Origin of the sequence: Streptomyces sp. DI166 (assembly GCF_900091315.1) — a bacterium.
In the GTDB taxonomy this organism is placed as follows: Bacteria; Actinomycetota; Actinomycetes; order Streptomycetales; family Streptomycetaceae; genus Streptomyces; species Streptomyces fuscus.
Map to the genome: position 1 here is coordinate 198,568 of NZ_FLSP01000002.1, position 25,455 is coordinate 224,022.

A 25,455-nucleotide genomic window follows, 5' to 3' on the forward strand; every position below is an offset into this window, starting at 1 on the left:
AATGGACGCATGAGGATCTCGGCACGGGCGGACTACGCGGTACGGGCTGCACTGGAACTCGCGGTACGGCATGAGGACGGCCCGGTGAAGGCGGAGGCCATCGCCACCGTGCAGGACATTCCGCACAAGTTCCTGGAGAGCATCCTCGGCGACCTCCGCCGCGCCGGACTGGTCGACAGCCGGCGCGGCGGCAACGGCGGGTACCGGCTGGCCCGGGACGCCTCCGAGATCACGGTCGCCGACGTGATCCGGGCCGTCGACGGGCCGATCGTCTCGGTGCGCGGGGTCCGTCCGACGGGCCTGTCCTACGCGGGTTCCGCCGAGCCCCTACTGCCCCTCTGGGTCGCGCTGCGCGCGAACGTGCGGCGGATCCTGGAGGGCGTCACCCTCGCGGACATCGCGGCGGACAAGCTTCCGGAGACCGTGCAGGCGCTGGCGGCGGAACCGGCGGCCTGGGAGAACCCGTAAGCCCTCCTGCAATCCCCTTCAAGCTGGGAAAACCCTGAGAACCTCTCTCAGCTCACGCTCAGTTCCGTCCCCTAGCGTCCCGGCCCATGCGCACGCTGATACTGCTCGCCCTCGCGGGCCTGGGCGCGCAGCTCGTGGACGGCAGCCTCGGCATGGCCTACGGCGTCACCTCGACCACGCTGCTGCTGGCCATGGGCACCAATCCGGCCGCCGCCTCGGCCACCGTCCACCTCGCCGAGATCGGCACCACGCTGATGTCCGGCGCCGCGCACTGGCGGTTCGGGAACGTCGACTGGCGGGTCGTCGCCCGGATCGGGGTGCCGGGGGCGGTGGGCGCCTTCCTGGGCGCGACGGCCCTGTCCCACCTGTCCACCGATCTCGCCGAGCCGCTGATGTCCGCGATCCTGCTGGGGCTAGGGGTGTATGTCATGTCCCGCTTCACATTCCGCGGACTGCCCAAGGGCCAACTCGGCAAGCCCCTGCGCAAGCGATTCCTCTCACCCCTCGGCCTGGTCGCCGGGTTCCTGGACGCGACGGGCGGAGGCGGCTGGGGCCCGGTGGGCACGCCGGCCCTGCTGGCGAGCGGACGGATGGAGCCGCGCAAGGTGATCGGCTCCATCGACACCAGTGAGTTCCTGGTGGCGGTGGCCGCCAGCCTGGGGTTCCTGGTGTCGCTGGGCTCGCAGGGGGTGGACGCGGTGTGGGTGCTCGCCTTCCTGCTCGGGGGGCTGGTCGCGGCACCGGTCGCGGCCTGGCTGGTCCGGCTGCTGCCGCCGCGCGTTCTCGGCTCGGCGGTCGGCGGCGTCATCGTCCTCACCAACGTCCGCACGCTGCTGCGCGTGGGCGGGGCATCCGTGCCCACCACGCCCGTCTACGTCGTCCTGTGCGCGTTGTGGACGGCGGCGGTGGCGTACTCGATCCGGGCGCATCGGGCGGAGCGGGCGGCTCAAGAACCGTCTGTGGAGACAGTGACCGCCGGCGTGTAGGAGCGGGTGATCTCCGGGAGGGCGGCACCCGTCGAGGGCTGCGCGGGCTGCGCCGAGCTGGCCAACGCACGCGACCGGGCCCGCACGGTCGGCGACATGACCACCGTCAGCGACTGCAACGTCTACATGCGACGCCACCCCGAGGGCGAACGCCAGGCCGACGGCGAAGCGACGGCGGGGAGTTGGCCGGGGCGTAGGCCCGGGGGTGGGGCCGGTCGGCTCCGTGGGCTGTACCCACCTCCCCGGGCCGGGCCCGCGTCGGGCAGGGCCAGGGGGCCACTCGTTCAAATTCCGGGCAGGTCCAAAGCCTGCCCGAGTTGCCGGCCAGCGTACGGCCCCCTGACCATGCCCGACGCGGGCAGGACACCGGCCAAAGCCCACTCCACCGCCCTCACGTGCGTAGCCGTCTGACGGCAACGCCGACGGCAACAGAGGCGCACAGCACGGCACTTCCATGCACACCCACGGACAGGCCGGAATTCGCTGACCAGCGAAAATGCAGGTGCCGCCCGCCCGGCGCGCACACGTACTATGTGCTGGCGGGGGCTGCGCCGGTCCTGGTCCACAACTGCAATCTCGCGCTTGGGCGGCGCACCGCGGGAACCGAGGAGTGGGCGAGCGGCATGAAATTCGACCACATGATGGCCAACCCTGATGACGGCTGGAAGGCCCCCACGGAGCGCATGATCGGCGACCCCAACGTCACTCTCCACGTCAACATGAAGGGATTTGAGGAAGGTTTCGAGGGAGCGGTGAGGAGGGGGCTTCTAGGAGATGGAGCGACAAACCTCGAAATGAGCTGGATTGCCCGAGCGGTGGCCAACGGTCAGCGCTCCTGGGATTCGGTGCACTTCTACAACGCCACGGGCAAGGATGGAGCGATCACCGAATTTCCCCGGATTCCCGAGCCTGACTGGTCCACCTTCGGCAAGCTTGATCCGGTCAAGAGCCTGTTCACTCTCTGCCCGTGCGAAGGGGCGGTTCGCTGGGATGAATAGTGAAGGATCACCGAACGACCCTTGGGATTCGACTGTGCACTACCCCGACCTCGACATGTCCGATGGCTTGGCTGAGGCGCTCAAGCGCCGGGCTTCCGGTCTCGGACTGGCACTTGACGGGCTTGTCGAGGGGTTCGGCCGCGCAGTGCTCGTCACCGACCGCGGTACAGTCTCGATCAGTATCGCGGCCCAGGAGAGAGGCTTCGGTATCGCCATCTACGAGTCTGGCGTCGAATGGACTTCGGGAGCTACTGAAGACCTCGGCAAAGCCCTTCGGGCGGCCACCGCGTGGCAGGACGGCTTGCCTCTCGACGACTACGTGTCGGAGTTCCCCTTCATGAATCCGGGTAGGTTGGCGCACGCATTCGTCGCAGGGAGGCTTGCCGAGGCACAGTGGCAGGACCTCTTGGATTCGGAGTACCACACGGGTGGTCAACGGCTGCTTGTCAGTCTCGCTCCGTTTGGTGAACTGCGCAGGTTTTACCCAGAGATCAGCTACGGCGAACTCCGCTTCACCATGCCCCCGCCCCGGCAGGAAGATCGGGTGTTCCGCGTTAGCAGGGACGGCCCCGGGTTCCATGTGGAGGAGCCCTGTCCGGAGCGCCGGGAGTACAAATTCGACACCCTCGACCAAGTAGCCCGTCGCATAGTGGAGTTCTTTTCCGAGTAGGGCAATCCCATTCTTGCGGAAGCGTTCGATGCTGCCCGAGGCTAACGGGTACAAGCACTTTCTCGACAACTCGCTAGAGGATGCGATGGCAAACGTGCGTCACGTGGCGCACGAACAGCCTAATATTCGAATTCATGTCGTCCTCGACGGTTTCATCATGCCCAACGGCAAGCGCGGAGAGCCACAGGAGCTTTTTGAGGACTTCTATAAGGAAGGAATGGTGGGTAAGTCCTGGATTACGACTCAGTGCGAGATGAATATTCTCGGTGAATCCGTCCGGCTAGAAAATAGATCCTAGGATTCCACTACCTTCTGGCATGGCGATAAGAAAGTCGAGCTGGATATGCCGGATTTCAATGCTCTCCGCGCGGGCGGGTGAGGTAGGTCTGAGCTGAACCGCACGGCTGGGGCCGGCCGACCCCGCCGTGCGGTCTGGCAAGGGCAGTGGCTCCTCTGCTTGTCGGGCAGTTGTGACATGGGGAGGTATCGAATCGCTTTGTGTCGGGTCCTGTGCCATGCAGAGTGTGGCACATCTGAGAATCGTCTGATTGGTAGGTTTCTCATGCGCCTGGTTGAGTGGGATCGCGAATTCAGGGTCTGGGCTTACGGGGTTGGTTACTCCCGGCTGCTCATCCGCAGCGCGCCGAGGTTCGACTCTGACGAGCGAATCGAGGTCCTTTTCTCGAATGTGAAGCATATGAACATTTCGGCGGACATGCCGCACCTGGAGATTGATCGAGCGGATTCGAAGGAGGAATTGAAGGGGGCTGGCATCCCTGAACCGTCTAGCCCTCATACGGTCTTCATTTTGAATTCGGGAGCGGGTTATGTAATTGCCACGCAGTGTGATTGGCATGCGGATCGTGAGTGGATTGATGCGCCATCGTATTTTGCTCCATTCCGCGGGGTGAAATGACGAGTGTGGACGAGTTCGGCGTACGGCCACTCTTGATGAAGTAAACGACGCCGCCTCACGTCTTCTTCAGAACGCAAGGCCTGCCCCCGGGAAGGATCATGACGTCTTCTGCCACGGCAGCTGTAGTTCCGGCGCCTGCGCTGGTCGGCGGCTTGGGGGGGATGGGCGGGTGCGGGCACAATTACAGCCACCTTGATCATGGACGTTTGTGACGACGTTTCAGAACCAGGTGGCCGTGGAGGCCACGATAGCCCAGGCTGCCTGGGGCCACGGCTGAGGTGCTGGAACATCCAGGCCCGTACCGGCTGCGGCACCTGCTGTCACGAGCGAGGTTCGACCGTGATCGGGCCCGGGCCGAGACTGCCCGCTTGGTCGTGCGTGAACTGGCAGGTCAGGACGTGGTGCTGGTCGCGGACGAGACCGAGGACGCGAAGTCCTCTACCGACTGCGTCGGCGCCGGCCGCCAGTACTCCGGCGCGATCAAAGGTGTCGGGCTGTGCCGGGCCGCCGTTCACCTGACCGTGGTCACCGAGTCGGTGCGGGTGGTGATCGACCGTGCCCTGTGCCTCCCCGGGGACTGGGCTGCGGACGAGGAGAGCCGCGAAGCAGCCGGCGTCCCGGAAGGGGTCATGTTCCTACGATGGTGTTCGCAATGCGAATAGGGCGACGGCGGCTCAACTGCCCTATGGAAGGCTCTATTTCAATGCCTGGATGGAGAAGGGGTCCGGTCGTGGGAATCGGCTCGGTGTCTATTCCAGCGACGGGGTGTCAGTCTGTTGGACCGGCGGTCTGCGGAGCAGCGCCCGCTCGATAATGTCCCGCTGGTCGAGGGCAGTGTGCTGCAACTACGTAGGTCGCAAGCGCAGTGAGTTGACACTGTTCATTGGGGTCTCCCTGGCCGACGACCGGGCCGCCACGGCCCTGTGGACCAGTGCGGATGAGGAGCGGCGGATCTTTGGTAAGGCGCTGGCGCTGTCCAATCGTAAGGCCGAGTACTTGGATCTCGTGCAGATCGGTGACGACAACGTGCACGGCCTGTATGCGGCGGGCGACCGGACCGCGTACGAAATGATCGATTCCCGGCGGGTGTCCCTCGGGTCGCTCTGATTGGCTGGAGTTCGACCTGTCCATGCCAAGCCAGGCTCCCTACGATGCGTACGCCTCCGGCCTTCACAGAAACCTCACGGTTTCTTCAAGAGTCAACCAAGTAAGGAGTGAGGGCCGAGGGCGACAGCCACCCCCCAATTCAAGGAGAAGCCATGGCGCGTGGACTTCTGCTGAGCGCTGCCGCGCTCACCGCGCTCGTCGCCGCCGCACTGCCCGCCCAGGCGGCGGACCCGTTCGACGACCCGCCGCCGGACAAGATCATCATCAAGGTCGCCACGGTGAACGGCTCCGGCTGTCCCGCGGGCACCACCGCCGTCGCTGTCTCGGAGGACAACACCGCCTTCACGGTGACCTACAGCGACTACCTCGCCCAGGTCGGCGGCAACTCCTCCCCGACGGCGTTCCGTAAGAACTGCCAGCTCAACCTGGTGGTGCACGTCCCGTCGGGCTTCACGTACGCCATCGCAAGCGCCGACTACCGGGGCTTCGCCTCGCTCCAGCACGGCGCGACCGCCACGCAGAGAGCCTCGTACTACTTCCAGGGCTCGCCGCAGACGGCGTACCGCAACCATCCCTTCAACGGGCCGCTCAACGACAACTGGCAGGCCACGGACGAGACGGACTGGGCCCAACTCGTCTGGGCGCCCTGCGGAGTCCAGCGCAACTTCAACATCAACACCGAACTCCGGGTCAACCTCGGCAGCTCCGACCCGCGCAAGGTCAGCTTCATGACCATGGACTCGACCGACGGCGACATCAGCACGGTCTACCACCTGGCCTGGAAGGAGTGCCCCGGCAAGTAGCCCCGCCCACCCCTTCGTCTCTCCCCCTCAACCTCGCCGGTCACGGGCACCCCTCGTGACCGGCGAGGTCTGTTCCCCGGTTATGCTCCGGGGGCATTTTTTCGACGGGGGGACGGGTGATGGCTCGTTTGTGGTCACCGGGCGCGCGAGCGGTGACGCTGTGCGCGGCGACGGTCCTGGTGGTCGCGTTCGCGACCGGCTGCTCGGGCGGCGGGGGCCCGGACGCGGAGGCGCCCCGGGAGAGCACCGTCTCCCCGACCGCTTCCTCGTCCAAGGCGACGGCCGAGGTGAGCGAGACGGCCACCGCCTCTCCCAGTCCGGCCGAGAAGACATCGGCGGCACCGAAGCCGACGGCCAAGCCGACGCCTTCGCGGACGCGGACCGTCCGTCAGGCGACGACAACACCCCCGCCCGCTGGCGGCGGGACAGGTGGTTCCGGCGGCTCCGGCGGCACCGTCCCGCAGAACCCCAACCGCGGCTCCACGCCACCCCCCGCCCCACCCCGTCCCAGCCCCACCCCGGAGTGGAGTTCGGGCCAGTGGCAGCCCGGCGACCCGGTGGAGACCGTCCCCTCGACGTAACCCCTACTTCCGGGCCAACTCTCGCCCATGATGCGGGAGTTGGCGCGCGGGTCATTGACGCGGAAGCGCTTCGATTCTAACTTCCCGTCCGAAGTGACGATCGCCGTTCGATATACAGAACAGGAGCGTTCACATGAGCCGCATCAGAACCCCCCTTCTCGCCCTGCCCGCAGCCCTCTTGCTGGCGCTCGTGCCGTCCAGCGCGTCGGCCTACCCCAACCCCGGTACGGTCACCGGTTCCACGGTCGTGCACGCCCCGACGATGATCCGCATCTCTTCCGGCCAGTACCTGCTCTACGCGACCGGCGGGGGCATCTCCAGCAAGAGCTCCAACAACCGCATCGCGTTCAGCGCGGGCGCCGACGCCTTCGGCACCCGGCCGGGCTGGTGGTCGTCGTACTCCTCCGTGCCGGAGGCCTGGGCGCCGGACATCTCTCACCACGGCGGCAAGTACCTGATGTACTACTCCGTTTCCAAGTTCGGCTCCAACACCTCCGCCATCGGCCTCGCCGGCTCCACCACCGGCCAGCCCGGGAGCTGGACGGACTACGGCATCGTCTACACGTCCAACTCGGCCAGCGACTACAACGCCATCGACCCCAACCTCTTCGTCGACAGCGACGGCAAGTGGTGGCTGTCCTTCGGCAGTTGGTGGACCGGGATCAAGATGATCCAGATCAACCCGTCGACCGGGAAGCAGCTCTCCTCCAACACCACCCGCTACTCGCTCGCCTCCCGCCCGACCGGCACCAAGGCGGTGGAGGCGCCGTTCATCGTCAAGCGCAACGGCTACTACTACCTGTTCGCCTCGTACGACACCTGCTGCGCCGGCACCAGCTCGACGTACAAGGTGAAGGTGGGCCGTGCCACCAGCGTCACCGGGCCGTACTACGACCGGAACGGTGTGTCGATGATGAACAACGGCGGGACACCGGTCCTCGAATCGCACGGCCGCTACATCGGCCCCGGCGGACAGTCGATCATGAACGACGTCGACGGCGACCTGATCGTCTACCACTACTACGACGGCCAGGACAACGGCACCCCCAAGCTCGGCATCAACCTCCTGAACTGGAGCACCGGCTGGCCCGTCGCGTACTGACCGAGCCTGGCCCAGGACCGCCTGGTTACCGCTGGGCGCACCCAGGCTCAGTCTCCGAACATCCCGGCGAACGGATCGGCCTCCCCGGTCCACGGGTCGATCCCGGAATCCCACAGCCTTCGTTCCTCGTCATTGTGCAGGAAACGCGGGGCAGCGGCACCCCAAAGTGCCGAGTCACCCAGGGGGCAGCGGTCGAACTCCGCGCGGAAGACACGGCAGAGGAACTCGGCCATTCCCCCCGGGTATTCGGCCCAGCGACCACCGCCCCGACTCCACACCACGACAGGCCACCGGTCCGGGTCATCACCATCGGCCCGCCAACAGAGGATGTCAGCACTGGAGTCCAGCCCCCAGGCAATAAGTCGTGGCTTTCCATATCCAGGCGGCCACAGATCCTCCGCGTTCCGGGACTCGTCTGCCATCCCCATATACGCGGGACCATCGGCGAAGCCACCCCGAGGTTCGGCGAGCAGCACAGTCAAGTAGTCGTCGATCGCCCCCGCACCGTACTCGGCCATGAACTCTTTGAAGTCCCTGGGAAACGAAGTCTCCCAGCCAGCCTCCACGGCAGCCCAGTCCACCACGTCACCCGCTCCCGGGTGGGAAGGCATAGCGCGCCTGAGCTCGTCGAACCAGTTCAAGGTCACCTCTCTCGGACGTTCACCCCATGCGCAGGATGGACATCGAGACAGTCTGGCTCAACGAGCTCCCGGCGCCGCCAACTCGGCCCGCGTCATGGCGGCGGCCTCTGCAACTTCACCGATGGGAGGCTTCTTGTACTCCTCCGGCAGACCCTGCCCCAGCCACTCTTCCACGACCTGCCACGACGGCGCCGATGCCGGGCGGTAGCGTGCTTGCTTCCCGAACAAGCTCTCCAAGGAATCAGTCTCTGCTAAAGATCCCGCCAATTGACGTACTCGTGTTGCTGCCCCGCGAGGGAGCCGACCGTGAATGGCTCAGCAGTTCCGGTCAGGAAAGCAAGGCAGAAGTCAACCATACCGCCGTCGAACACCGTCCATCGGGCGGTTCCGGGAGGGGACTGCCGACGAAAGGTAGCTACGCGCCAGTTGTCAGCAGGGCCCTCTCGCAGCCAGAAGGAAACGTCCCCATGCGCCGTCGTGCCAAAGGGGAGGAGTGGTGGCACTGTGCTGGAGCCCAGCTGCTCAGCCAGTTGGTTCAGGTCTCGCGAGGGTAGCGCCGGGTCCAGTCCATCCAGTAGGTCTCCATATGCGGACCCAGGGACAGGTGGCGTGCTGATGGAGCAGTACTCATCCATCTCTCCGCCACCATAAACCTCAACGAATTCCCGGTAATCTTCAGGGAGGTGGAGTGACGTAGCTTGTGCTACCGCATCCCAATTCACTGAGTCCCCGCCTGCGGTGGGGGGCGGCAGCACTTGTTGCAGTCTCGAAATACCACGATGAGACATCTTTTTTCCTGAACTGTGTGCGGGGGCGCAGTCATTGACCCGGGATGGAAACATCATGGTCGGATTCGCTATGAATGGCGACTGTCCCGGTGCGGCCCCCTACCCCATCCCCGCCGCGTTAGGCCAAGCCGTAGCCTGCGGCCACCCCGTCGCCGGGGCGGGTGCGAGCCCAGGCCCCGTCGTCCCCCGGACCTGCGCCGCCGTGAGCCCCCCTCGGGCCGGTACGCCGGGCGGGGTGGGGCCGTACGAGGCGGCCGCGGGCATGGGTGCGGGCGTCGGAACAGGGGCCGGGGTCGGGGTGGGCACCGGCGCCGGGGCAGGGACCGGGGCCGGTGCCGGCATGGGTGCCGGGGTGGGCATGGGCGCGGCGGGCATCGGCTCCGGTACCGGTGCGACGGGCATCATCGGTTCCGGCGCCGGTGCGACCGGCATCGGCTCCGGTGCCGGTGCAGCGGCTATGGGCGCCGGCGCCGGTGCGGCCGCCGCCGGTATCTGCGCCGGGATCTGGGCCGGCATGGACATACTGCCCCCGAGAGACATCCCGGCCCCGTTGGTCGAGCTGACGAGCCGGTCCACGGCCGCCGTGCCCGAGCTGTAGCTGGTCCCAGTAGCCAGCTCGGGCACGGCGGCCGCTCCCCTCCTGGTCCCGTAGAGCACCTGTTCCAGACCGGACACCAGGCGACGCACGTCCGTCTGGGGGCGCACCACGAGTCTCAGGAAGCGGCTGGACGAACCGATCTTGTTGCCGCATTCACGGACCAGGATCCGGTGCTCGGTGAGGAGCCGGTCGCGGACGACCGTGCCCTCGGCGCCCACCGGAAGGCGCACGAACAGGAAGTTGCCCTGGGAGGGGTAGACGGTGAGGCCGGGCAGCGCGGCGAGCTGGCCCGCCATGTCGAGCCGGTCCCGGCGCACCTGCTGGAGGCTGTCCGCGTACTCCCGGCCGTGGTTCTTCAGCATGAACACCACGTGCTCGGCGAAGGCGTTGAGGTTCCACTTGGGGAGCATGGAGCGGACCTTCCCGGCGAGCGCCGGGTTGGCGACCAGGTAGCCGAAGCGGATGCCGTGCAGGCCGAAGTTCTTGCCGAGGCTGCGCAGCACGATGACGTTGGGGCGGAGCATCGCCTCCTGGACGACCGACGGTTCGGCCTCCGCGTCGGCGAATTCGAGGAAGCTCTCGTCGATGACGACCAGGTCCAGGTCGGCCATGGCGTCCATGAACTGCACGATGGCGTGCCGGTGCAGAAAGCCGCCGTCGGGGTTGTTGGGGTTGCAGATGACCGCGACGCGGGTGCCGCGGGCCCGGATGAACTCGGCGTACTGCGCGAGGTCGAGGGCGAAGCCGCTGGACTCCTGGAGCGGGAACATGTCGACCCGCTTGCCGGTCTCCATGGGCTGGTCGGTCCAGCGGCCGAAGGTGGGGACGGGGACGGCGAGGGACTCGCGGACCAGCAGGTGGTCGATCCAGGTGATCAGCTCGGTGGAGCCGTTGCCCATCGCGACGGCCTGCGGGGGGAGTTGCAGGAGGTTGCACAGCTCGGCCGTGATGGTGTCGGCGCTGCTGGGGTAGTACGTGATGATGTCGCGCAACCGGCTCGCCATGTCGTCGAACATGGCCGGGGTGGGGAAGTAGGGGTTGCACGGAATGCAGAAGTCGATCGGCCCGACTCCGTCACCGCCTTCGCGGGTCAGCGCGGCCATCGAAGGGCTGTGCGCCGCCGTGCTGCGGAACAGCGAGGTGACGTTCTCAGCCAAGGCAACCTCCGTCTGTGGGTGGCCCGCGCGGGGGAGCACGGGCCGCCCTTACGTACGGATGCCTCTGGGGCGCTGTTCAACCCCTGTGAAAATGTTGGGAAGTTGTGAAGGCGCTGTGACCCTCAGTCACGCACTGAACGAGTGCACGGTCGTCGTCCGGTACGTCTGCCCAGGTCGCAGCGTTGTGGACGGGAACGACGGGTGGTTCGGCGAGTCCGGGAAGTGCTGTGTCTCCAGGCACAGTCCGTCGCCCTGGCGGTAGACCGAACCGCCGGTGCCGACCAGGGTGCCGTCGAGGAAGTTACCCGAGTAGAACTGGAGCCCGGGCTCGGTCGTGGCGATCTTCAGGGTGCGGCCGGAGGAGGGGTCCCGCAGGGTCGCCACCCACTGCGGCCTGTCGGTGCCGCCCTTGTCGAGGACCCAGTTGTGGTCGATGCCCTTGCCGTAGAGCAGTTGCTGGTGCGGGACGCGGATGTCCTCGCCGACGGCCTTGGTGCGGCGGAAGTCGAAGGGGGTGCCGGCCACCTTCGCCAGTTCGCCCGTGGGGATCAGTCCCGAGTCGACCGGCGTGTAGCGGGAGCCGGCGATGGACAGCTCGTGGTCGTAGATGGTGCCGCTCGACTCGCCCGCCAGGTTCCAGTAGACGTGGTTGGTGAGGTTGACGACGGTCGCCTTGTCGGTGGTGGCCTCGTAGTCGATGCGCCAGTCGCCGTGGCGGGTCAGGGTGTACGTGACCTTCGTGCGCAGCGTGCCGGGGTAGCCCATCTCGCCGTCGACGGAGGTGTAGTGGAGGTGCAGGCCGACGTCGGAGCCCCTGGTGAACGGCTCGACGTCCCAGACCACCTTGTCGAAGCCCTTGGCCCCGCCGTGCAGGCTGTTCTCGCCGTCGTTGACGGAGAGCTGGTAGGTCTCGCCGTCGAGGGTGAAGCGGCCCTTGCCGATGCGGTTGCCGTAGCGGCCGATGAGGGCGCCGAAGTAGGGGCTGGAGGAGACGTAGTCCTCGATGTTGTCGAAGCCCAGGGAGACGTTGGTGTACCGGCCGCGCCGGTCGGGGATCTCCAGGGACTGGACGATGCCGCCGTAGGAGAGGACCTTCAGGCGGGTCCCGCCGTTCTCCAGCGACCAGCGGTAGACCTTGGTCCCGTCCGCGAGCTTGCCGAAGAGCGACTTCACCGGCCTGTTGCCCCCTGTGGCGTGTGCGGTCGAGCTGAGTGCTGCGGTGACACCGGCGGCGGCCGCCCCGGCGAGGAGGGTGCGTCTGTTCAGTTCCATGCAGCGGCTCCTGTGAAAAGGAGGGGCCCCGCTCGGTGAGCGGGGCCCGGTGACTTTACGAACCGACCTTGCGCTTGTTCCACACGTCGAACCCGACCGCGGCCAGCAGCACCAGTCCCTTGATGACCTGCTGCCAGTCGGTGCCGATGCCGACGAGGTTCATACCGTTGTTCAGCACGCCCAGGACCAGACCGCCGATGATGGCGCCGAGCACGGTGCCGACGCCGCCGCTCATCGACGCGCCGCCGATGAACGAGGCGGCGATGGCCTCCAGCTCGAAGTTGAGGCCGGCCTTGGGCGAGGCCGCGTTGAAGCGGGCGGCGAAGACCAGACCCGCCAGGGCCGCGAGCATGCCCATGTTCAGGAAGACCAGGAAGGTGACCTTCTTGTCCTTCACACCCGACAGCTTGGCCGCGGGCAGGTTGCCGCCGATGGCGTAGATGTGGCGGCCGATGATCGCGTTGCGCATGACGTAGCCGAACCCGACCAGCAGGGCCCCGAGGATCAGCAGGACGTACGGGGCGCCCTTGTAGCTGGCGAGCAGCAGGGTCACCGTGAGGATGGCGGCGCCGAGCGCGACCAGCTTGAGCAGGAAGAGGTTGCGGGGCAGCACCTCCAGCGCGAACTCCTGCTGGCGGCGCCGGTCGCGGTACTCCTGGAGGACCACGAACGCGATCAGTGCGAGCCCGAGCAGCAAGGTGAGGTTGTGGTAGTTGGTGTCCGGGCCGACCTCCGGCATGAAGCCGTTGGACACCTTCTGCAGGCCCTCCGGGAACGGGCCGAGGGTCTGGCCCTCCAGGAAGATCTCCGTCAGACCGCGGAAGATCAGCATGCCCGCCAGGGTGACGATGAACGACGGTATGCCGCCGTAGGCGATGAAGAACCCCTGCACCGCGCCCGCGAGCGCGCCCATGGCCAGGCACAGCACGACCGCGACCGGCCAGGGCAGATCGTTCTTCACCATGAACACCGCGGCCATCGAGCCGATGAACGCCGTCAGTGATCCCACCGACAGGTCGATATGGCCCGCGATGATGACCAGCATCATGCCGATCGCGAGGATCAGGATGTAGCTGTTCTGCAGCACCAGGTTGGAGACATTGCGCGGCAGCAGCAGGTCACCGTCGGTCCACACGGCGAACAGCACCACGATCAGGCCGAGCGCGAACAGCATGCCGTACTGCCGCATGTTGCGGCGCATGCCGTCCAGCACCAGCTGGAGCAGTCCGTCGCCCGTGGCCGAACCGCCCTTGCCGGGCGGCGCCGGAGCCGGCGTCTTGGCGGTCACATCCGTGCTCATCGGGTTACCTCTTTGTCCTTGGTCATCTGTCGCATCAGCGATTCCTGCGAGGCCTCAGCCCGCGAGAACTCGCCGGTCAGCCGGCCGGCGGCCATCGTGTAGATGCGGTCGCACATGCCGAGCAGCTCGGGCAGTTCGGAGGAGATGAAGACCACCGCCTTGCCCTCGGCGGCCAACTGGTCGATGACGGTGTAGATCTCGTACTTGGCGCCGACGTCGATACCGCGGGTCGGCTCGTCCAGGATCAGCACATCGGGACCCGCGAAGATCCACTTGCTGAGGACGACCTTCTGCTGGTTGCCGCCGGACAGCTTGCCCACCGGTTCGAAGACCGTGGGCGCCTTGATGTTCATGGACTTGCGGAAGCTCTCGGCGACCTGCCGCTCCTCGTGCTCGTCGACCACACCGCGTTTGGCGACCTTGCCCAGCGCGCTGAGCGAGATATTGCGGTTGATGGTGTCGATGAGGTTGAGGCCGTAGTGCTTGCGGTCCTCGGTGACGTAGGCGATGCCGTTGCGGACCGCCTCGGGGACCGTCCGGGTGCGGATCTCCTTGCCGTCCTTCAGGACCGTGCCGCCCGCGTACCGGCCGTAGGAGCGCCCGAAGACGCTCATCGCCAGTTCGGTGCGGCCCGCCCCCATCAGGCCCGCGATGCCGACGATCTCCCCGCGCCGCACCTGGAGCGACACCTCGTCGACGACCTTGCGCTGCTGGTCGATCGGGTGGTGCACGGTCCAGTCGCGGATCTCCAGGGCCGGGGCCGCGCCCTCCTCGGGCTGGTGCGGGGTGCGTTCGGGGAAGCGGTGCTCCAGGTCCCGGCCGACCATCCCGCTGATGATGCGGTCCTCGGTGGTCTCCTCCGCCTTCACATCGAGGGTCTCGATGGTCCGGCCGTCGCGCAGGATCGTCACCGAGTCGGCGACCTTGCGGATCTCGTTGAGCTTGTGGCTGATGATGATCGAGGTGATGCCCTGCTTCTTCAACTCCAGGATCAGATCCAGGAGTTTGCCGCTGTCCTCGTCGTTGAGGGCGGCGGTCGGCTCATCCAGGATGAGCAGCTTCACCTTCTTCGACAGCGCCTTGGCGATCTCCACCAGCTGCTGCTTGCCCACGCCGATGTCGGCGACGCGGGTGTCGGGGTGGTCGCTGAGACCGACCCGGCGCAGCAGTTCGGTGGCGTGCCTGAGGGTCTCGGTCCAGCTGATGATCCCGCGGGTGGCGTGCTCGTTGCCGAGGAAGATGTTCTCGGCGATGGAGAGGTAGGGGATCAGCGCCAGTTCCTGGTGGATGATAACGATGCCACGCTGTTCACTGGCCCTGATGTCCTTGAAGGAGCAGACCTCCCCCTCGAAGAGGATCTCGCCCTCGTAGGTGCCGTGCGGGTGGACGCCGGAGAGGACCTTCATCAGGGTCGACTTGCCGGCGCCGTTCTCCCCGCAGATGGCGTGGACCTCGCCCTGCTGGACGGTCAGGGTGACGTCCGACAGCGCCTTGACGCCGGGAAAGGTCTTGACGATCGAGCGCATTTCCAGGACGGGTCCCGCCATGGTCGTGCCTTCCAATCCGTAAGTGCCGGCGCTTACTTGAGGTCGCTTTCCTTGATGTAGCCGGAGTCGACGACCACCTTCTGGTAGTTCGACTTGTCGACGCTGACCGGCTCCAGCAGGTACGCGGGGACGACCTTCGAGCCGTTGTCGTAGGTCTTCTCGTCGTTGACCTCGGGCTTCTTGTCGTTGAGCACCGCGTCGACCATGTTCGAGGCGACCTTGGCGAGTTCGCGGGTGTCCTTGTAGACGGTCATCGACTGCTCGTCGGCGATGATCGACTTCACCGAGGCGACCTCGGCGTCCTGGCCGGTGACGATCGGCAGCGGCTTGGACTTGGAGCCGTAGTCGTCGGACTTCAGCGCCGACAGGATGCCGATGGAGATGCCGTCGTACGGCGAGAGCACCGCGTCGACCCGCTCGGACTTGTAGGACGAGGTGAGGATGTCGTCCATGCGCTTCTGGGCGGTACCGCCGTCCCAGCGCAGGGTGGTGACCTGGGTCAGCTCGGTCTGGCCGGAGCGGACGACGAGCTGCTTCTTGTCGATGTAGGGCTGAAGGACGTTCATCGCGCCCTGGAAGAAGTAGCGGGTGTTGTTGTCGTCGTTGGAGCCGGCGAACAGCTCGATGTTGAACGGGCCCTTCTTGGAGCCGTCCTTCAGGCCGAGCTTCTCCACGATGTAGGTGGCCTGGAGCTCGCCGACCTTCTCGTTGTCGAAGGAGGCGTAGTAGTCGACGTTCTCGGTGCCGAGGATCAGGCGGTCGTAGGAGATGACCGGGATGTCGGCGTCCTTGGCCTGCTGCAGGACGTTGTTCATCGACTTGTTGTCGATGGCGGCCACGATCAGCGCCTTCACGCCCTGCGTGATGAGGTTCTCGATCTGCGAGACCTGCTGGTCGGGGTCGTCCTCACCGAAGACCAGCTTGGTCTTGTAGCCCTTCTCCTTCAGGTGGGCGACGACGTTGTCGCCGTCGGCGATCCAACGCTCGGAGGACTTGGTGGGCATCGCGATGCCGATGGTGGCGCCCTCGGTGCTGCCCTTCCCCTCCTCGCTGCCGCCCTCGCTGTCCTGGCCGCAGGCGGTCAGGGTCAGGGCCAGGGAGGCGGCGGTGGCTATCGCGGCGAGTGCGGCTCTGCGGTTGCGCATGGTCATCTTCCTCGATGTCTCAGCACGGCTGGGGTGTGTGGGATTCTGTTTGACTACGTCGGCTTCTGTGAAGAGGGGGCGTCGAAACCTTTATGAATATGTTTCGAAACGTCGGAGTGCGCCGGGAAGCCGTGAACCGAGCGGCGCCATCTCCCCGTCGGCTCCGTGCCGGGCGAGCAGATCGAGCGCCAACCGGCCCCGGCGCACCCGCTCCTTGGCGGTGGCCAGCGTCAGCTCCCGCATGTGGTGGCCGTAGGGGTAGATGCCGGGGGCCTTGGACAGGCCGAACTTGAGGTACAGCGGGGCGCCGCGCCGGATCAGCTCGGCGACCTCGTACATCCGGACGTAACCGCCGAGGTCGTCGGGGGCCTCGATGTACATGTCCATGGGGCAGGCGGAGACCCGGCGGATCTCGGTGAGATGGTCCAGGGTCAGATCGCTGGGCACATTGACCGAGTCGGCGCCGAGCCGCTCGTAGACCTCGTAGGCGGCCGGGTTGACCGGGCCGATCAGGGCGCTGACCTTGAGCGTGGTGTCGGCCGGGAGGATTCCGGCGGCCCGCCCCCGGTGCAGGGTCCACAGCACCCCCTCGTCGGCGACGAGCAGGCACTTCACGCCCAGTTCGGTGGCGCGTACGGCGTCCTCCACGCACCCGGCGACCGCGTCGTGGCCGCGGGCGCGCAGTCCGGCGCCCCGGGAGTCGGTGCGGGTGGAGCCGCCGATGTCCCAGGTGCCGCGCGGGCCGGTGAACAGGCAGAGTTCTATGTCGCGTTCGGCGGTGGCCTCGACCATCTCGGTGATCTCCGAGTCGGTCAGCATCCACACGCCGCTGCCCTGGCTGATCCGGTGGATCGGCACGTCGAGCCGCGAGGCCTCCTTCAGGACGACCGCCAGCGCTTCGGGGCCCTCACAGGAGGGGATCTCGGTGCGCCAGCGGCCGCCGCCCGGGAAGGTGTGGGGCGAGGCGTCGGCGGGGGAGAGGTCGGGCGCACCCAGGCCGAGGGCGGCGAGCGCCTGCTCACCGGGTCGACGGGCTGCCGTGGCGGAAGCGTCGGTCACAAGCTGTCCTTCTGGTTCGGTATTTCGGACGGAGTTCGCGGCTCTGGGTAGGCAAAGGGCCGGGAGCACCGGTACGGCTCGGGGTGTACGCCGGTACGGGGACCGTCAGGTCGCCCCCGTACCGGCGTACGGCTGGGGTGGCCGGGGGCCGGGTGGCCAGGTCGTGTCCGTAAGGTCACGCCTGCCGCCCGACGGATACGTCCTACGGCCGGAGGAGGACCTTGCCCACCTTCGGATCGCCGGCCCCGACAAGCTCGATGGCCTGCGGGAACTCCTCCAGCGACAGCTCGTGCGTGACCAGCGGCAGCGGGTCCAGCAGCCCCGCCGCGAACACCCGGACGGCGTGCGCCCACGCGGCCGGGGGCGCCCCGAACACGGTGTGCACCTCCAACTGCCGTACGACCAGGTCCGTCGGGTCCAGACCGTCGGCGCCCGGCGCCGGGATGCCGGTGAGCACCAGGCGTCCGCCGCGCCGGAGCAGCGAGGCGGCGGTGCGCGCCGCGGAGGCGGACCCGGCGGTCTCGATCACCACGTCGAAGCCGGCGGGCAGCTCCTGGTCCCGGGTACGGAAGTCGCTCGCCCCGAACTCCCGGGACAGCGCCTCCCGGTCCCGCCGGGTGCCGACCACCAGCAGCTCGCCCGGCGATCCGGCGCGCAGGAACTGCACGGCGAACATGCCGAGCGTCCCGGTGCCGACCACCGCGACCCGTTCACCGGGGCGGGCGTTCGCCTTGATCGCCGCGGCGGCGATACAGGCGGCGGGCTCCAGCAGGGCGGCGGCGGTCAGGTCGCAGTCGTCCGGCAGCGGGTGCAGCAGCCGGGCCGGCAGGGTCAGCGTCGACGCCATCGCGCCGGGCTGGGTGAACCCGGTCTCCTCGTACCCGGCGCCGCACAGCGTGGTCTCGCCCGCGTGACAGCGGTCGCAGACCTGGCAGCTGCGGAACCCCTCCCCGACGACCTTCCGCCCGACCAGCGACCCGGGCACCCCGGCGCCGACCGACTGCACGGTCCCGGACCACTCATGACCCGGTACCAGCGGGTAACGGACGTACCCCTCGGGCCGGTTGCCCTGGTACAGCTCGCGGTCACTGCCGCAGATGCCGACCGCGTGGACACGCACCAGCGCCTCCCCGGCCGCCGGCTCGCGCGGCTCGTGCGGGACCAGCCGGTACTCGCCCGGCGCCTCGATGACGACAGAGGTGCTCACTGCCCACCGCCCTTCGGCTTGCGCTGCTCCCAGCCCTCGGCCCACAGGTCGAACCGCGCCTGCTGCTGCGGGAACTCCGCGGCGGCGTCGGCGTCGAACTCGACCCCGAGTCCGGGGGCCTCGGAGAGTTGGAAGTACCCGTCCACGACCTGCGGGGCGCCCTTGACGACCTTCTTGATCTCGGCGTCCGCGAAGTCGTTGAAGTGCTCAAGGATCTTGAAGTTGGGAGAGGTGAAGCCGACCTGGAGCGAGGCGGCGGTCAGTACCGAGCCGCCCACGTTGTGCGGGGCGACCAGCATGTAGTGCGTCTCGGCGGTCGCCGCCAGCTTGCGGGTCTCCCAGATGCCGCCGATGTGGCCGACGTCGGGTTGGATGATGTCGACGGCCTGGCTCTCGAACAGCTCCCGGAACTCGATCCGGTCGTGGATGCGCTCACCGGTGGCGACCGGGATGTCCACCTTGGCGGCGACCTTCTCCAGCGCCTTGAGGTTCTCCGGCGGGACCGGCTCCTCCAGCCAGGCGGGCTTGAAGGGGGCCAGCTCGCGGGCGAGGCGGACGGCGGTGGCGGGGGAGAAACGGCCGTGCATCTCCAGCATCAGCTCGGCGTCCGGGCCGATGGCGTCACGGACCGCCTCGATCAGGGAGACGGCGTACAGGGTCTGCTCGTGGTCCAGCTCGTAGTGGCCGGTGCCGAAGGGGTCGATCTTGAGCGCCTTGTACCCGCGCTCCATCACCCCCTGGGCGGCCTTGTGGTACGCCTCGGGCGTGCGCTCGGTGGTGTACCAGCCGTTGGCGTACGCCTTGACCTTGTCGGTGACCTTGCCGCCGAGCAGCTGCCAGACCGGGACGCCGAGCGCCTTGCCCTTGATGTCCCAGCAGGCCATCTCGATGACGGCGATACCGGACATCACGATCTCGCCCGCGCGGCCGAAGTCGCCGTACTTCATCCGGCGCACCAGGTCTTCCAGGGCGAACGGGTCCGAGCCGAGGATGTGGTTGGTCTCGGCCTCCCGCAGATAGCCGATGAGCGCGTCGGTGTGGCCCAGCATCCGGGTCTCACCGACTCCCGTGATCCCCTCGTCGGTGTGCACCTGTACGTAGGTCAGATTCCGCCAGGGCGTTCCGACCACGTGTGTGCTGATTCCGGTGATGCGCACGGCAGTTGTCCCTTGCTGCGTCGTCGGCTTCATTCCGCATGTTCGATATTTCGTCATACGTTCGAAATGCTGACGTGACAGTAGGGACGCGGTGGTCGGAGTGTCAATGGGTCGTACGGATAACGGTTTCGACAGCGCTTTCGACACGGCTTTCGGTGCCCATTCCGTACCGCATCGGTGACGGATCGGGCGTATACCTCAACCGGCCCACCGGAAGGGGTAGTTCCGCACACAACTTTCACAGGTGGGCCTAGGAACGCACTCCGCGCGGAACTTAGTCTTCCCGCGTCATGGACTACTGCCACCCGTGCCGACGGCACCTGAATGGCGCCCTCGCCTGCCCGGGCTGCGGCGCGCCGGTCGAAGAACTCCGCGTGTACGCGAGCGACGAGGCGCCGCGTACGGACTCGTACGAGCGGTACGAGGAAACCGCGAGCGCGCCGGAGCCGGCCGCGCGGGAGACGGCCGAGGAGGCCGTACGACCGGGAGGCAGAGCCGCAACCCGCCGCGCGGCCCGGGGCCGACGTGGCCGCGTCGAGGAGCAGTACGAGCCCGAGGGGCCCGAGGACGAGGGGTTCGAGGGCGAGGGCGACGACGAGGCGGATTCGGCCGGTGTCAGCCGCCGTGACCGCAAGGCGGCGGCCCACCGCCGTCGCCGCCGTCGCGCCCTGTTCGTCACGGCGGGGTTCCTGCTGGCCGCCGGTGGTCTGAGCCTCGCCGAACTGGGCCTGGACGCGCCGGGTTCGTCCCCCGCCCCGGCCGCAGCGGGCGACACCAAGGCCGACGGTGGCGCGGGCGAGGAGGCCGAGGAGTCGGCGGAGCCGGTCCGCGACACGGCGGACACAGTGTCCGACGAGGCGTCCCCGAGCACGTCCGCGTCCCCCTCGCCGTCGGAGTCGGACAAGGACAAGAAGGGCAAGGACGACAAGGAGTCCGAGCAGCCGGAGGACGAGGCGACGAAGGACGCGCAGTCCGGCCAGGCGGACGGCGGCCTGCCCCCGACGACGGCACCCGACCCGACCCCGGCGGACCCGACCCCCACCCCGACGCCGAAGCCGACCCGCCCGGACCCCGATCCGGAACCGGAACCGGAACCGACGGAGACCTGCGACCGCTTCCTGTGGTGGTGCACCTAGCGGGAATCCGGCGAGCCCGCCAGCGGCTCCCGCGCGCCCCACCCGCCCTGCCCGTGCGCTCCTCCTGCGACGCGTACGCCCCGCCAGCGACGCCCGCGCGCCCCGCCCGTGCGCTCCTCCTACGACGCGTACGCCCGCCTACGACGCCCGCACGCCCCGCCTACGACTCCAACATCCGCCGCAGCAGATCCCGCAGTGCCAGCCGCTCCTCCTCGCCCAGCCCCGCGAGCGGCTCCCGGGCGAACCGGAGGGACTCGCGCAGGCTGCGCGCGACCTCGCGGCCCTCGTCCGTGGCGGCGGCCACCTTCACCCGCCGGTCGGCGGGGTCGGGCCGTCGCTCCACCAGTCCTCGGGCCTCCAGCCGGTCCACGATCCCGGTCACGTTCGACGGCTCGCACTTCAGGCGCTGCGCCAGCTTCCGCATGGGCAGCGGCTCCAGCGTGAGCAGCCCCAGCAGCCGCGCCTGCGCGCCGGTCAGGGCGTGCTCGGCGGCGGCTTCCTCGTACTCCTCGTGATACCGCGCCACCACGGACCCGATCAGGTCGACGACCTCCATGGTCAGCGAGTCGGGGCGGTGGGACGTCTGCGGTGTGGCCATGGCTACCAGGGTACCCCGTTACTTGACATCCTGAAATATTCAGGCGCATGGTTGTTTCAGGTTCTGAAGTTTCAGGCTCTGAAGTAATCAGGAAGGGTCACCCTCATGTCCGACACCCCCACGCTCCCCGCCGTCAGCCGCGAGTGGCACCTGCTCAGCCGCCCCGTCGGCTGGCCGAAGCCCGAGGACTTCGCCCTGGTGGAGGCGGAGATCCGGCAGCCGGGACCGGACGAGGTGCTGGTGCGGAACACGTACCTCTCGGTGGACCCGTACATGCGGGGCAGGATGAGCGCGGCCAAGTCCTACGTCGCCCCCTTCGAGCTGAACAAGCCCATGCAGGGCGGCGCCGTCGGCGAGGTCCTCGCCTCGAACATCGACGGCATCGCCCCCGGTGACCATGTCCTGCACTTCGGCGGCTGGCGCGAGTACGCCACCGTCGGCGCCGCCCAGACCGTCAAGGTCGACGCGAACGCCGCGCCCCTGTCCACTTACCTCGGCGTGCTCGGCATGACCGGCCTCACCGCCTACGCGGGCCTGCTGCGCACCGCGTCCTTCAAGGAGGGCGACACGGTCTTCGTCTCCGGCGCCGCCGGTGCCGTGGGCAGCCAGGTCGGCCAGATCGCCCGGCTCAAGGGCGCCTCCCGGGTCATCGGCTCGGCCGGCTCCGACGAGAAGGTGAAGCTGCTGGTCGAGGAGTACGGCTTCGACGCTGCCTTCAACTACAAGAACGGCCCCGTCGCCGAGCAGTTGAAGCAGGCCGCCCCGGACGGCATCGACGTCTACTTCGACAACGTCGGCGGCGACCACCTGGAGGCCGCCATCGGCCGGCTCAACCGGGACGGCCGGATAGCCGTCTGCGGGATGATCTCGGTCTACAACGACACCGAGCCCGCCCCCGGCCCGCGCAACCTCGCCCGTCTGATCCAGACCCGCGGCCGGATCGAGGGCTTCCTGGTGGGCGACCACTACGACCTCCAGCCGCAGTTCGTCAAGGAGGTCGGCCCCTGGGTCGCCTCGGGTGCGCTGAAGTACCGCGAGACGGTCGTCGAGGGCATCGAGAACAACCTGGAGGCGTTCTTCGGGGTCCTGCGCGGCGACAACATCGGCAAGATGATCGTCAAGCTCTGACCCCTACTGCTGGATTTCGGCATGCGGTAACTTCTTTCCGAAACCGTCGTCGATCGTGGGCGCGAGTCGCGGCGGACCGAGGAGGAGAAGACACCGCATGTCCATCCAGCAGACGGACGTCCTGTACACCGCCGTGGCCACCGCCGAGAACGGCCGCGACGGCCGGGTCGCCACCGACGACGGCAGGCTCGACGTGGTGGTGAACCCGCCGAGGGAGATGGGCGGCAGCGGCGCCGGGACCAACCCGGAGCAGCTGTTCGCCGCCGGTTACAGCGCCTGCTTCCAGGGCGCCCTCGGCGTGGTCGCCCGCCAGGAGGGCGCCGACATCACCGGCTCGACGGTCACGGCCAAGGTCGGCATCGGGCGCAACGACGACGGCTTCGGCCTGATCGTGGAGATCTCCGCGCACATCCCGAACGTGGACGGGGAATCGGCCCGCGCCCTGCTGAAGAAGGCCCACGAGGTGTGCCCGTACTCGAAGGCGACCCGCGGGAACATCACCGTGACCCTGGTCTGACCCCGTTCGTTGCACAGCTGCGAAGGCCCCACCCTTGGACGTAGGGTGCGGCCTTCGTGCGCGCGCTGGTCACACGGCCAGCGCCGCCGTGTGCACGGCCCGCACCAGCCGTACGTTCTCCGGTGCCGCCCCGCCCGGGAACGCGCACCGGCGCCTGGTGTACCCGTAGGCCAGACCGCTGCGCGGATCGGCGAAGGCCTGGGCGCCGCCCGCCCCGCTGTGCCCGAAGGCGCCCGCGCCGAGGAACGGGTACCAGTTGTCCGCCGTGGCCTGGAAGCCCAGGCCGAACGCCTTGTGCGCCCGGGCCACCAGGTCGTAGCCGACGGAGTGGATCTGCCCGAACTCCGCGATGGTGTCCGGCTTCAGCAGCGGCGGCCGGTCGTCCACCTCGCTGATCGCCGCCGCGTACATCCCGGCCATCCCGCGCGCCGCGGCCACCCCGCCCGCCGAGGCGGGCCCCTTCGCGCGCACCAGACGGGAGTTGGCGTGGTCCACCAGCCCGCCCGGATCCGGCACATGGGTGTTGAAGGCGATGGAGGAGAGCGTGTGCGGGCCGGTCGCCTCGGCGTCCAGCAGCGCCTGCTGCTTCGGCGTCGGCGCCATCGGCTGCACCGAACGGAAGCGGGGTTCGAGCGCCTCGGGCAGGCCGAGGTAGAAGTCCAGCCCGTAGGGCGCGCGCACCCGGTCCTCGTACACCTCCTGGAGCGTGCGGCCGGTGGCCCGCCGCACCACCTCGCCGGTGAGCGCCCCGATGACCAGCGCGTGGTAGCCGAAGGCGGTGCCGGGGCGCCAGAACGGCCGCTGGTCGGCGAGCCGCTCGGCGATCACCCGGTCGTCCGCCAGCTCCTCCGCGGAGAACCCGGCGTCCAGGCCCACCAGCCCCGCCCGGTGCGCCAGCAGGTCACGCAGCGTGAGCCCGCCCTTGCCCTCCGCGCCGAACTCCGGCCAGTAGTAGGTGACCTTGCGGTCCAGTTCGAGGGTGCCGTCCTGCACGAGGAGGGCGACCACCAGATGCGCGGCGCCCTTGGTCGAGGAGAACACGCCGTACAGCGACCCGGCGTCGGCACCGTCCCCCGCCCACAGATCGACGACCCTGCGCCCGTGCACATACGCGCACAACTGGCCCTCGTAGTCGGGCCGTTCCTCCGCCACGAAAGCGGCGAACTCCTCGCGCACCGCTTCAAAACCGTCCGCGACGGTGCCGTGAACCTCCGGCGTCATCCGCTCTCCTCGTTCTTCTCTGACCGCTGTGCGTGTGTGCCATGGTGAACCATGCCCTGACCCACTGGGCCGGTTCCCCACCGGCTGCCCCGCCGCCGTCCGACGACCGCCCGCGCCGTCGTAGAAGTCCGTACGGCGAGGTGTACCCGTTCGACTCAACTGCACCTGTGAGGAGTTGGTGTCACCGATACCCCGGATGGCCTACAGGGCACGGGGGAAGAGGGCATCCTGAGGGCGACGGTGCCGAGTCGAGGAGACCCGATGGCGACCATCCCGCCACTGCCCAGCAGGGACGACGTACTGCGCATGGCCCGCAACACCACCGACATGACCGGCCAGCTCCTGGACACGGCCGGCAACCTCACCAGGATCGCCCTCAACACCTTCGACCCCAGGGACGGTTCGGGTCCGGAGATGCTGCGCGTACTGCGCCGGACCACCGCCGAACTCGCCGAGGCCAGCGCCTCCCCGCAGGCCCAGCAGGCGTTCCAGCGCGTCGTCGACACCCTCGCCCGACTCGGCACCACCGGCGCCCCGCTCGCCGTGCACCCGGTGAGCGAACCGGCCCAGGCGCTGCTCGCGGTGCTGGGCGACAGCCTGCTGCCGGTGCTGGACGCGGTGGAACCGGCCGTGGAGGAGTTCACCGCCGCCCTCTGCGAACTGGTCGAGGCCGCCTCCCCGCTGATCCCGGCGGGCGCGGGCCTGGTCGCGGGCGTCGTCCTCGCTCTGACCCCGGTACTGCGCGCGGCGGCGGAGGTGCTGGACGACGGCGGGCCCGAACTGCGCCGCATCGCCGACGCGTTGACCGCCGCCGTCGCCCCACTGGTCCCGCTCCAGGTGTCCCTCGCCGAGCGCGCCGCCCACGCGGGCGCCGGTGTCGTACGCGCCGCCCTGCCGCCGCTCGCCGATCTCACCGAGGCCGCCGCCGCGACCACCAGGGCGGCCCGGCCGGTGCTGGTCGCGGGGGAGGAGCTGGTGGTGGCGGGACTGGAACAGCTCCAGCCGCTGCTGCTGTCCGGCGCGGCGCGGGCCGGACGGGTGGCCCGCGCGGCGGCGGTACGGGTGTCGGCGGCCGTGTCGCCGTCGGCGGAGCCCGGGGTGGTGGTGTCGGTGGCGGCGGGGTGAGGGGCGCTTTCGGGGCGGCCGATAGAGTTCGGCCATGCACGATCTCGGGGTGGGTTTCCGCTATCTCCTCAAGGGCCAGCGCTGGATGGCCCGGCACCGCAAGAGCTACGGCTTCGGGCTGGTTCCCGGCCTGATCACGTTCCTGCTCTACGCCGCGGCACTCGTCGCCCTGGCGCTGTGGGGCGACGACCTGGTGGCCTGGGCCACGCCGTTCGCCGACGACTGGTC

At 68.4% G+C, this 25,455-nt stretch carries 26 protein-coding genes and 1 pseudogene; 16 read left to right on the forward strand and 11 right to left on the reverse strand.

Going from position 1 to position 25,455, the window contains the following annotated elements:
- The first annotated feature begins 9 nt into the window (after positions 1-9).
- The 11 genes from GA0115233_RS01975 (at position 10) to GA0115233_RS02020 (ending at position 7,631) form a co-directional block, all read left to right on the forward strand.
- Entirely contained in the window at positions 10-468 is a 459-nt protein-coding gene (locus GA0115233_RS01975; RefSeq protein ID WP_093718259.1) for an RrF2 family transcriptional regulator, read from the forward strand.
- A gap of 86 nt (positions 469-554) precedes the next feature.
- A complete protein-coding gene (locus GA0115233_RS01980; RefSeq protein WP_093718260.1) occupies positions 555-1,454 on the forward strand; it encodes a sulfite exporter TauE/SafE family protein in 900 nt (299 codons plus the stop codon).
- A gap of 623 nt (positions 1,455-2,077) precedes the next feature.
- Positions 2,078-2,452 carry a hypothetical protein gene (locus GA0115233_RS01990; RefSeq protein WP_093718262.1) on the forward strand — a complete coding sequence of 125 codons (375 nt, stop codon included), beginning with the start codon at positions 2,078-2,080 and terminating at the stop codon, positions 2,450-2,452.
- Positions 2,453-2,486: 34 nt separating this feature from the next.
- The gene (locus GA0115233_RS01995) at positions 2,487-3,122 is read left to right on the forward strand and encodes a hypothetical protein (RefSeq protein ID WP_093718263.1); all 636 of its coding nucleotides are present in this window, start codon (positions 2,487-2,489) and stop codon (positions 3,120-3,122) included.
- Positions 3,123-3,150: 28 nt separating this feature from the next.
- On the forward strand, positions 3,151-3,420 hold the full coding sequence (locus tag GA0115233_RS40530; protein WP_141689464.1) for a hypothetical protein: 270 nt from the start codon (positions 3,151-3,153) through the stop codon (positions 3,418-3,420).
- 264 nt (positions 3,421-3,684) lie between these two features.
- Complete coding sequence (locus tag GA0115233_RS40535) at positions 3,685-4,038, forward strand: hypothetical protein (protein ID WP_141689465.1); 354 nt, start codon at positions 3,685-3,687, stop codon at positions 4,036-4,038.
- A gap of 278 nt (positions 4,039-4,316) precedes the next feature.
- A complete protein-coding gene (locus GA0115233_RS02000) occupies positions 4,317-4,700 on the forward strand; it encodes a transposase (RefSeq protein WP_176711604.1) in 384 nt (127 codons plus the stop codon).
- A gap of 208 nt (positions 4,701-4,908) precedes the next feature.
- The gene (locus GA0115233_RS02005; protein ID WP_141689466.1) at positions 4,909-5,145 is read left to right on the forward strand and encodes a hypothetical protein; all 237 of its coding nucleotides are present in this window, start codon (positions 4,909-4,911) and stop codon (positions 5,143-5,145) included.
- Between the two features lie 152 nt (positions 5,146-5,297).
- On the forward strand, positions 5,298-5,948 hold the full coding sequence (locus GA0115233_RS02010) for a DUF4360 domain-containing protein (RefSeq protein WP_093718266.1): 651 nt from the start codon (positions 5,298-5,300) through the stop codon (positions 5,946-5,948).
- Positions 5,949-6,067: 119 nt separating this feature from the next.
- Positions 6,068-6,529 (forward strand): hypothetical protein, encoded by a 462-nt coding sequence (locus tag GA0115233_RS40540; protein ID WP_141689467.1) that lies wholly within the window; start codon positions 6,068-6,070, stop codon positions 6,527-6,529.
- Between the two features lie 133 nt (positions 6,530-6,662).
- Positions 6,663-7,631, forward strand: coding sequence for an arabinan endo-1,5-alpha-L-arabinosidase (locus GA0115233_RS02020; protein ID WP_093718268.1), 969 nt, complete (start codon positions 6,663-6,665; stop codon positions 7,629-7,631).
- A gap of 47 nt (positions 7,632-7,678) precedes the next feature.
- Here GA0115233_RS02020 and GA0115233_RS02025 read toward each other — a convergent pair whose 3' ends face one another.
- The 9 genes from GA0115233_RS02025 to GA0115233_RS02070 all read right to left on the reverse strand — a co-directional run bounded on the left by GA0115233_RS02025 (position 7,679) and on the right by GA0115233_RS02070 (position 19,502).
- On the reverse strand, positions 7,679-8,272 hold the full coding sequence (locus GA0115233_RS02025) for an SMI1/KNR4 family protein (RefSeq protein WP_141689468.1): 594 nt from the start codon (positions 8,270-8,272) through the stop codon (positions 7,679-7,681).
- Between the two features lie 887 nt (positions 8,273-9,159).
- Complete coding sequence (locus GA0115233_RS02035; RefSeq protein ID WP_093718271.1) at positions 9,160-10,815, reverse strand: pyridoxal phosphate-dependent aminotransferase; 1,656 nt, start codon at positions 10,813-10,815, stop codon at positions 9,160-9,162.
- Between the two features lie 126 nt (positions 10,816-10,941).
- On the reverse strand, positions 10,942-12,087 hold the full coding sequence (locus GA0115233_RS02040; RefSeq protein ID WP_093718272.1) for an aldose epimerase family protein: 1,146 nt from the start codon (positions 12,085-12,087) through the stop codon (positions 10,942-10,944).
- 55 nt (positions 12,088-12,142) lie between these two features.
- Positions 12,143-13,387, reverse strand: coding sequence for a multiple monosaccharide ABC transporter permease (mmsB, locus tag GA0115233_RS02045; protein ID WP_093718273.1), 1,245 nt, complete (start codon positions 13,385-13,387; stop codon positions 12,143-12,145).
- The gene (mmsA, locus tag GA0115233_RS02050) at positions 13,384-14,934 is read right to left on the reverse strand and encodes a multiple monosaccharide ABC transporter ATP-binding protein (protein ID WP_093718274.1); all 1,551 of its coding nucleotides are present in this window, start codon (positions 14,932-14,934) and stop codon (positions 13,384-13,386) included. Before mmsA ends, mmsB begins: the two co-directional genes overlap by 4 nt.
- Positions 14,935-14,966: 32 nt before the next feature.
- Complete coding sequence (chvE, locus tag GA0115233_RS02055) at positions 14,967-16,079, reverse strand: multiple monosaccharide ABC transporter substrate-binding protein (RefSeq protein WP_093718275.1); 1,113 nt, start codon at positions 16,077-16,079, stop codon at positions 14,967-14,969.
- Between the two features lie 90 nt (positions 16,080-16,169).
- Positions 16,170-17,138 (reverse strand): hypothetical protein, encoded by a 969-nt coding sequence (locus GA0115233_RS02060; RefSeq protein WP_093718276.1) that lies wholly within the window; start codon positions 17,136-17,138, stop codon positions 16,170-16,172.
- A 202-nt stretch (positions 17,139-17,340) separates the two neighbouring features.
- The gene (locus GA0115233_RS02065; RefSeq protein ID WP_093718277.1) at positions 17,341-18,345 is read right to left on the reverse strand and encodes a zinc-dependent alcohol dehydrogenase; all 1,005 of its coding nucleotides are present in this window, start codon (positions 18,343-18,345) and stop codon (positions 17,341-17,343) included.
- The gene (locus tag GA0115233_RS02070; RefSeq protein ID WP_093718278.1) at positions 18,342-19,502 is read right to left on the reverse strand and encodes a mandelate racemase/muconate lactonizing enzyme family protein; all 1,161 of its coding nucleotides are present in this window, start codon (positions 19,500-19,502) and stop codon (positions 18,342-18,344) included. Before GA0115233_RS02070 ends, GA0115233_RS02065 begins: the two co-directional genes overlap by 4 nt.
- A gap of 290 nt (positions 19,503-19,792) precedes the next feature.
- Between GA0115233_RS02070 and GA0115233_RS40830 the strand changes: the two genes are divergently transcribed.
- Entirely contained in the window at positions 19,793-20,638 is an 846-nt protein-coding gene (locus GA0115233_RS40830; RefSeq protein ID WP_176711605.1) for an SCO2400 family protein, read from the forward strand.
- 160 nt (positions 20,639-20,798) lie between these two features.
- Here the strand turns inward: GA0115233_RS40830 and GA0115233_RS02080 are convergent, their stop codons facing one another.
- Positions 20,799-21,236, reverse strand: coding sequence for a MarR family winged helix-turn-helix transcriptional regulator (locus GA0115233_RS02080; protein WP_093718279.1), 438 nt, complete (start codon positions 21,234-21,236; stop codon positions 20,799-20,801).
- Between the two features lie 105 nt (positions 21,237-21,341).
- Between GA0115233_RS02080 and GA0115233_RS02085 the strand changes: the two genes are divergently transcribed.
- The gene (locus GA0115233_RS02085) at positions 21,342-22,364 is read left to right on the forward strand and encodes an NADP-dependent oxidoreductase (RefSeq protein WP_093718280.1); all 1,023 of its coding nucleotides are present in this window, start codon (positions 21,342-21,344) and stop codon (positions 22,362-22,364) included.
- Between the two features lie 97 nt (positions 22,365-22,461).
- Positions 22,462-22,881, forward strand: a complete 420-nt coding sequence (locus GA0115233_RS02090; protein WP_093718281.1) for an organic hydroperoxide resistance protein — start codon at positions 22,462-22,464, stop codon at positions 22,879-22,881.
- A gap of 69 nt (positions 22,882-22,950) precedes the next feature.
- Here the strand turns inward: GA0115233_RS02090 and GA0115233_RS02095 are convergent, their stop codons facing one another.
- Entirely contained in the window at positions 22,951-24,102 is a 1,152-nt protein-coding gene (locus GA0115233_RS02095; protein ID WP_093718282.1) for a serine hydrolase domain-containing protein, read from the reverse strand.
- A gap of 261 nt (positions 24,103-24,363) precedes the next feature.
- Between GA0115233_RS02095 and GA0115233_RS02100 the strand changes: the two genes are divergently transcribed.
- Both GA0115233_RS02100 and GA0115233_RS02105 read left to right on the forward strand, forming a co-directional pair.
- Positions 24,364-25,227, forward strand: coding sequence for a hypothetical protein (locus GA0115233_RS02100; RefSeq protein ID WP_093718283.1), 864 nt, complete (start codon positions 24,364-24,366; stop codon positions 25,225-25,227).
- A 34-nt stretch (positions 25,228-25,261) separates the two neighbouring features.
- Positions 25,262-25,455: pseudogene (locus GA0115233_RS02105) on the forward strand (hypothetical protein); the annotation flags it as partial.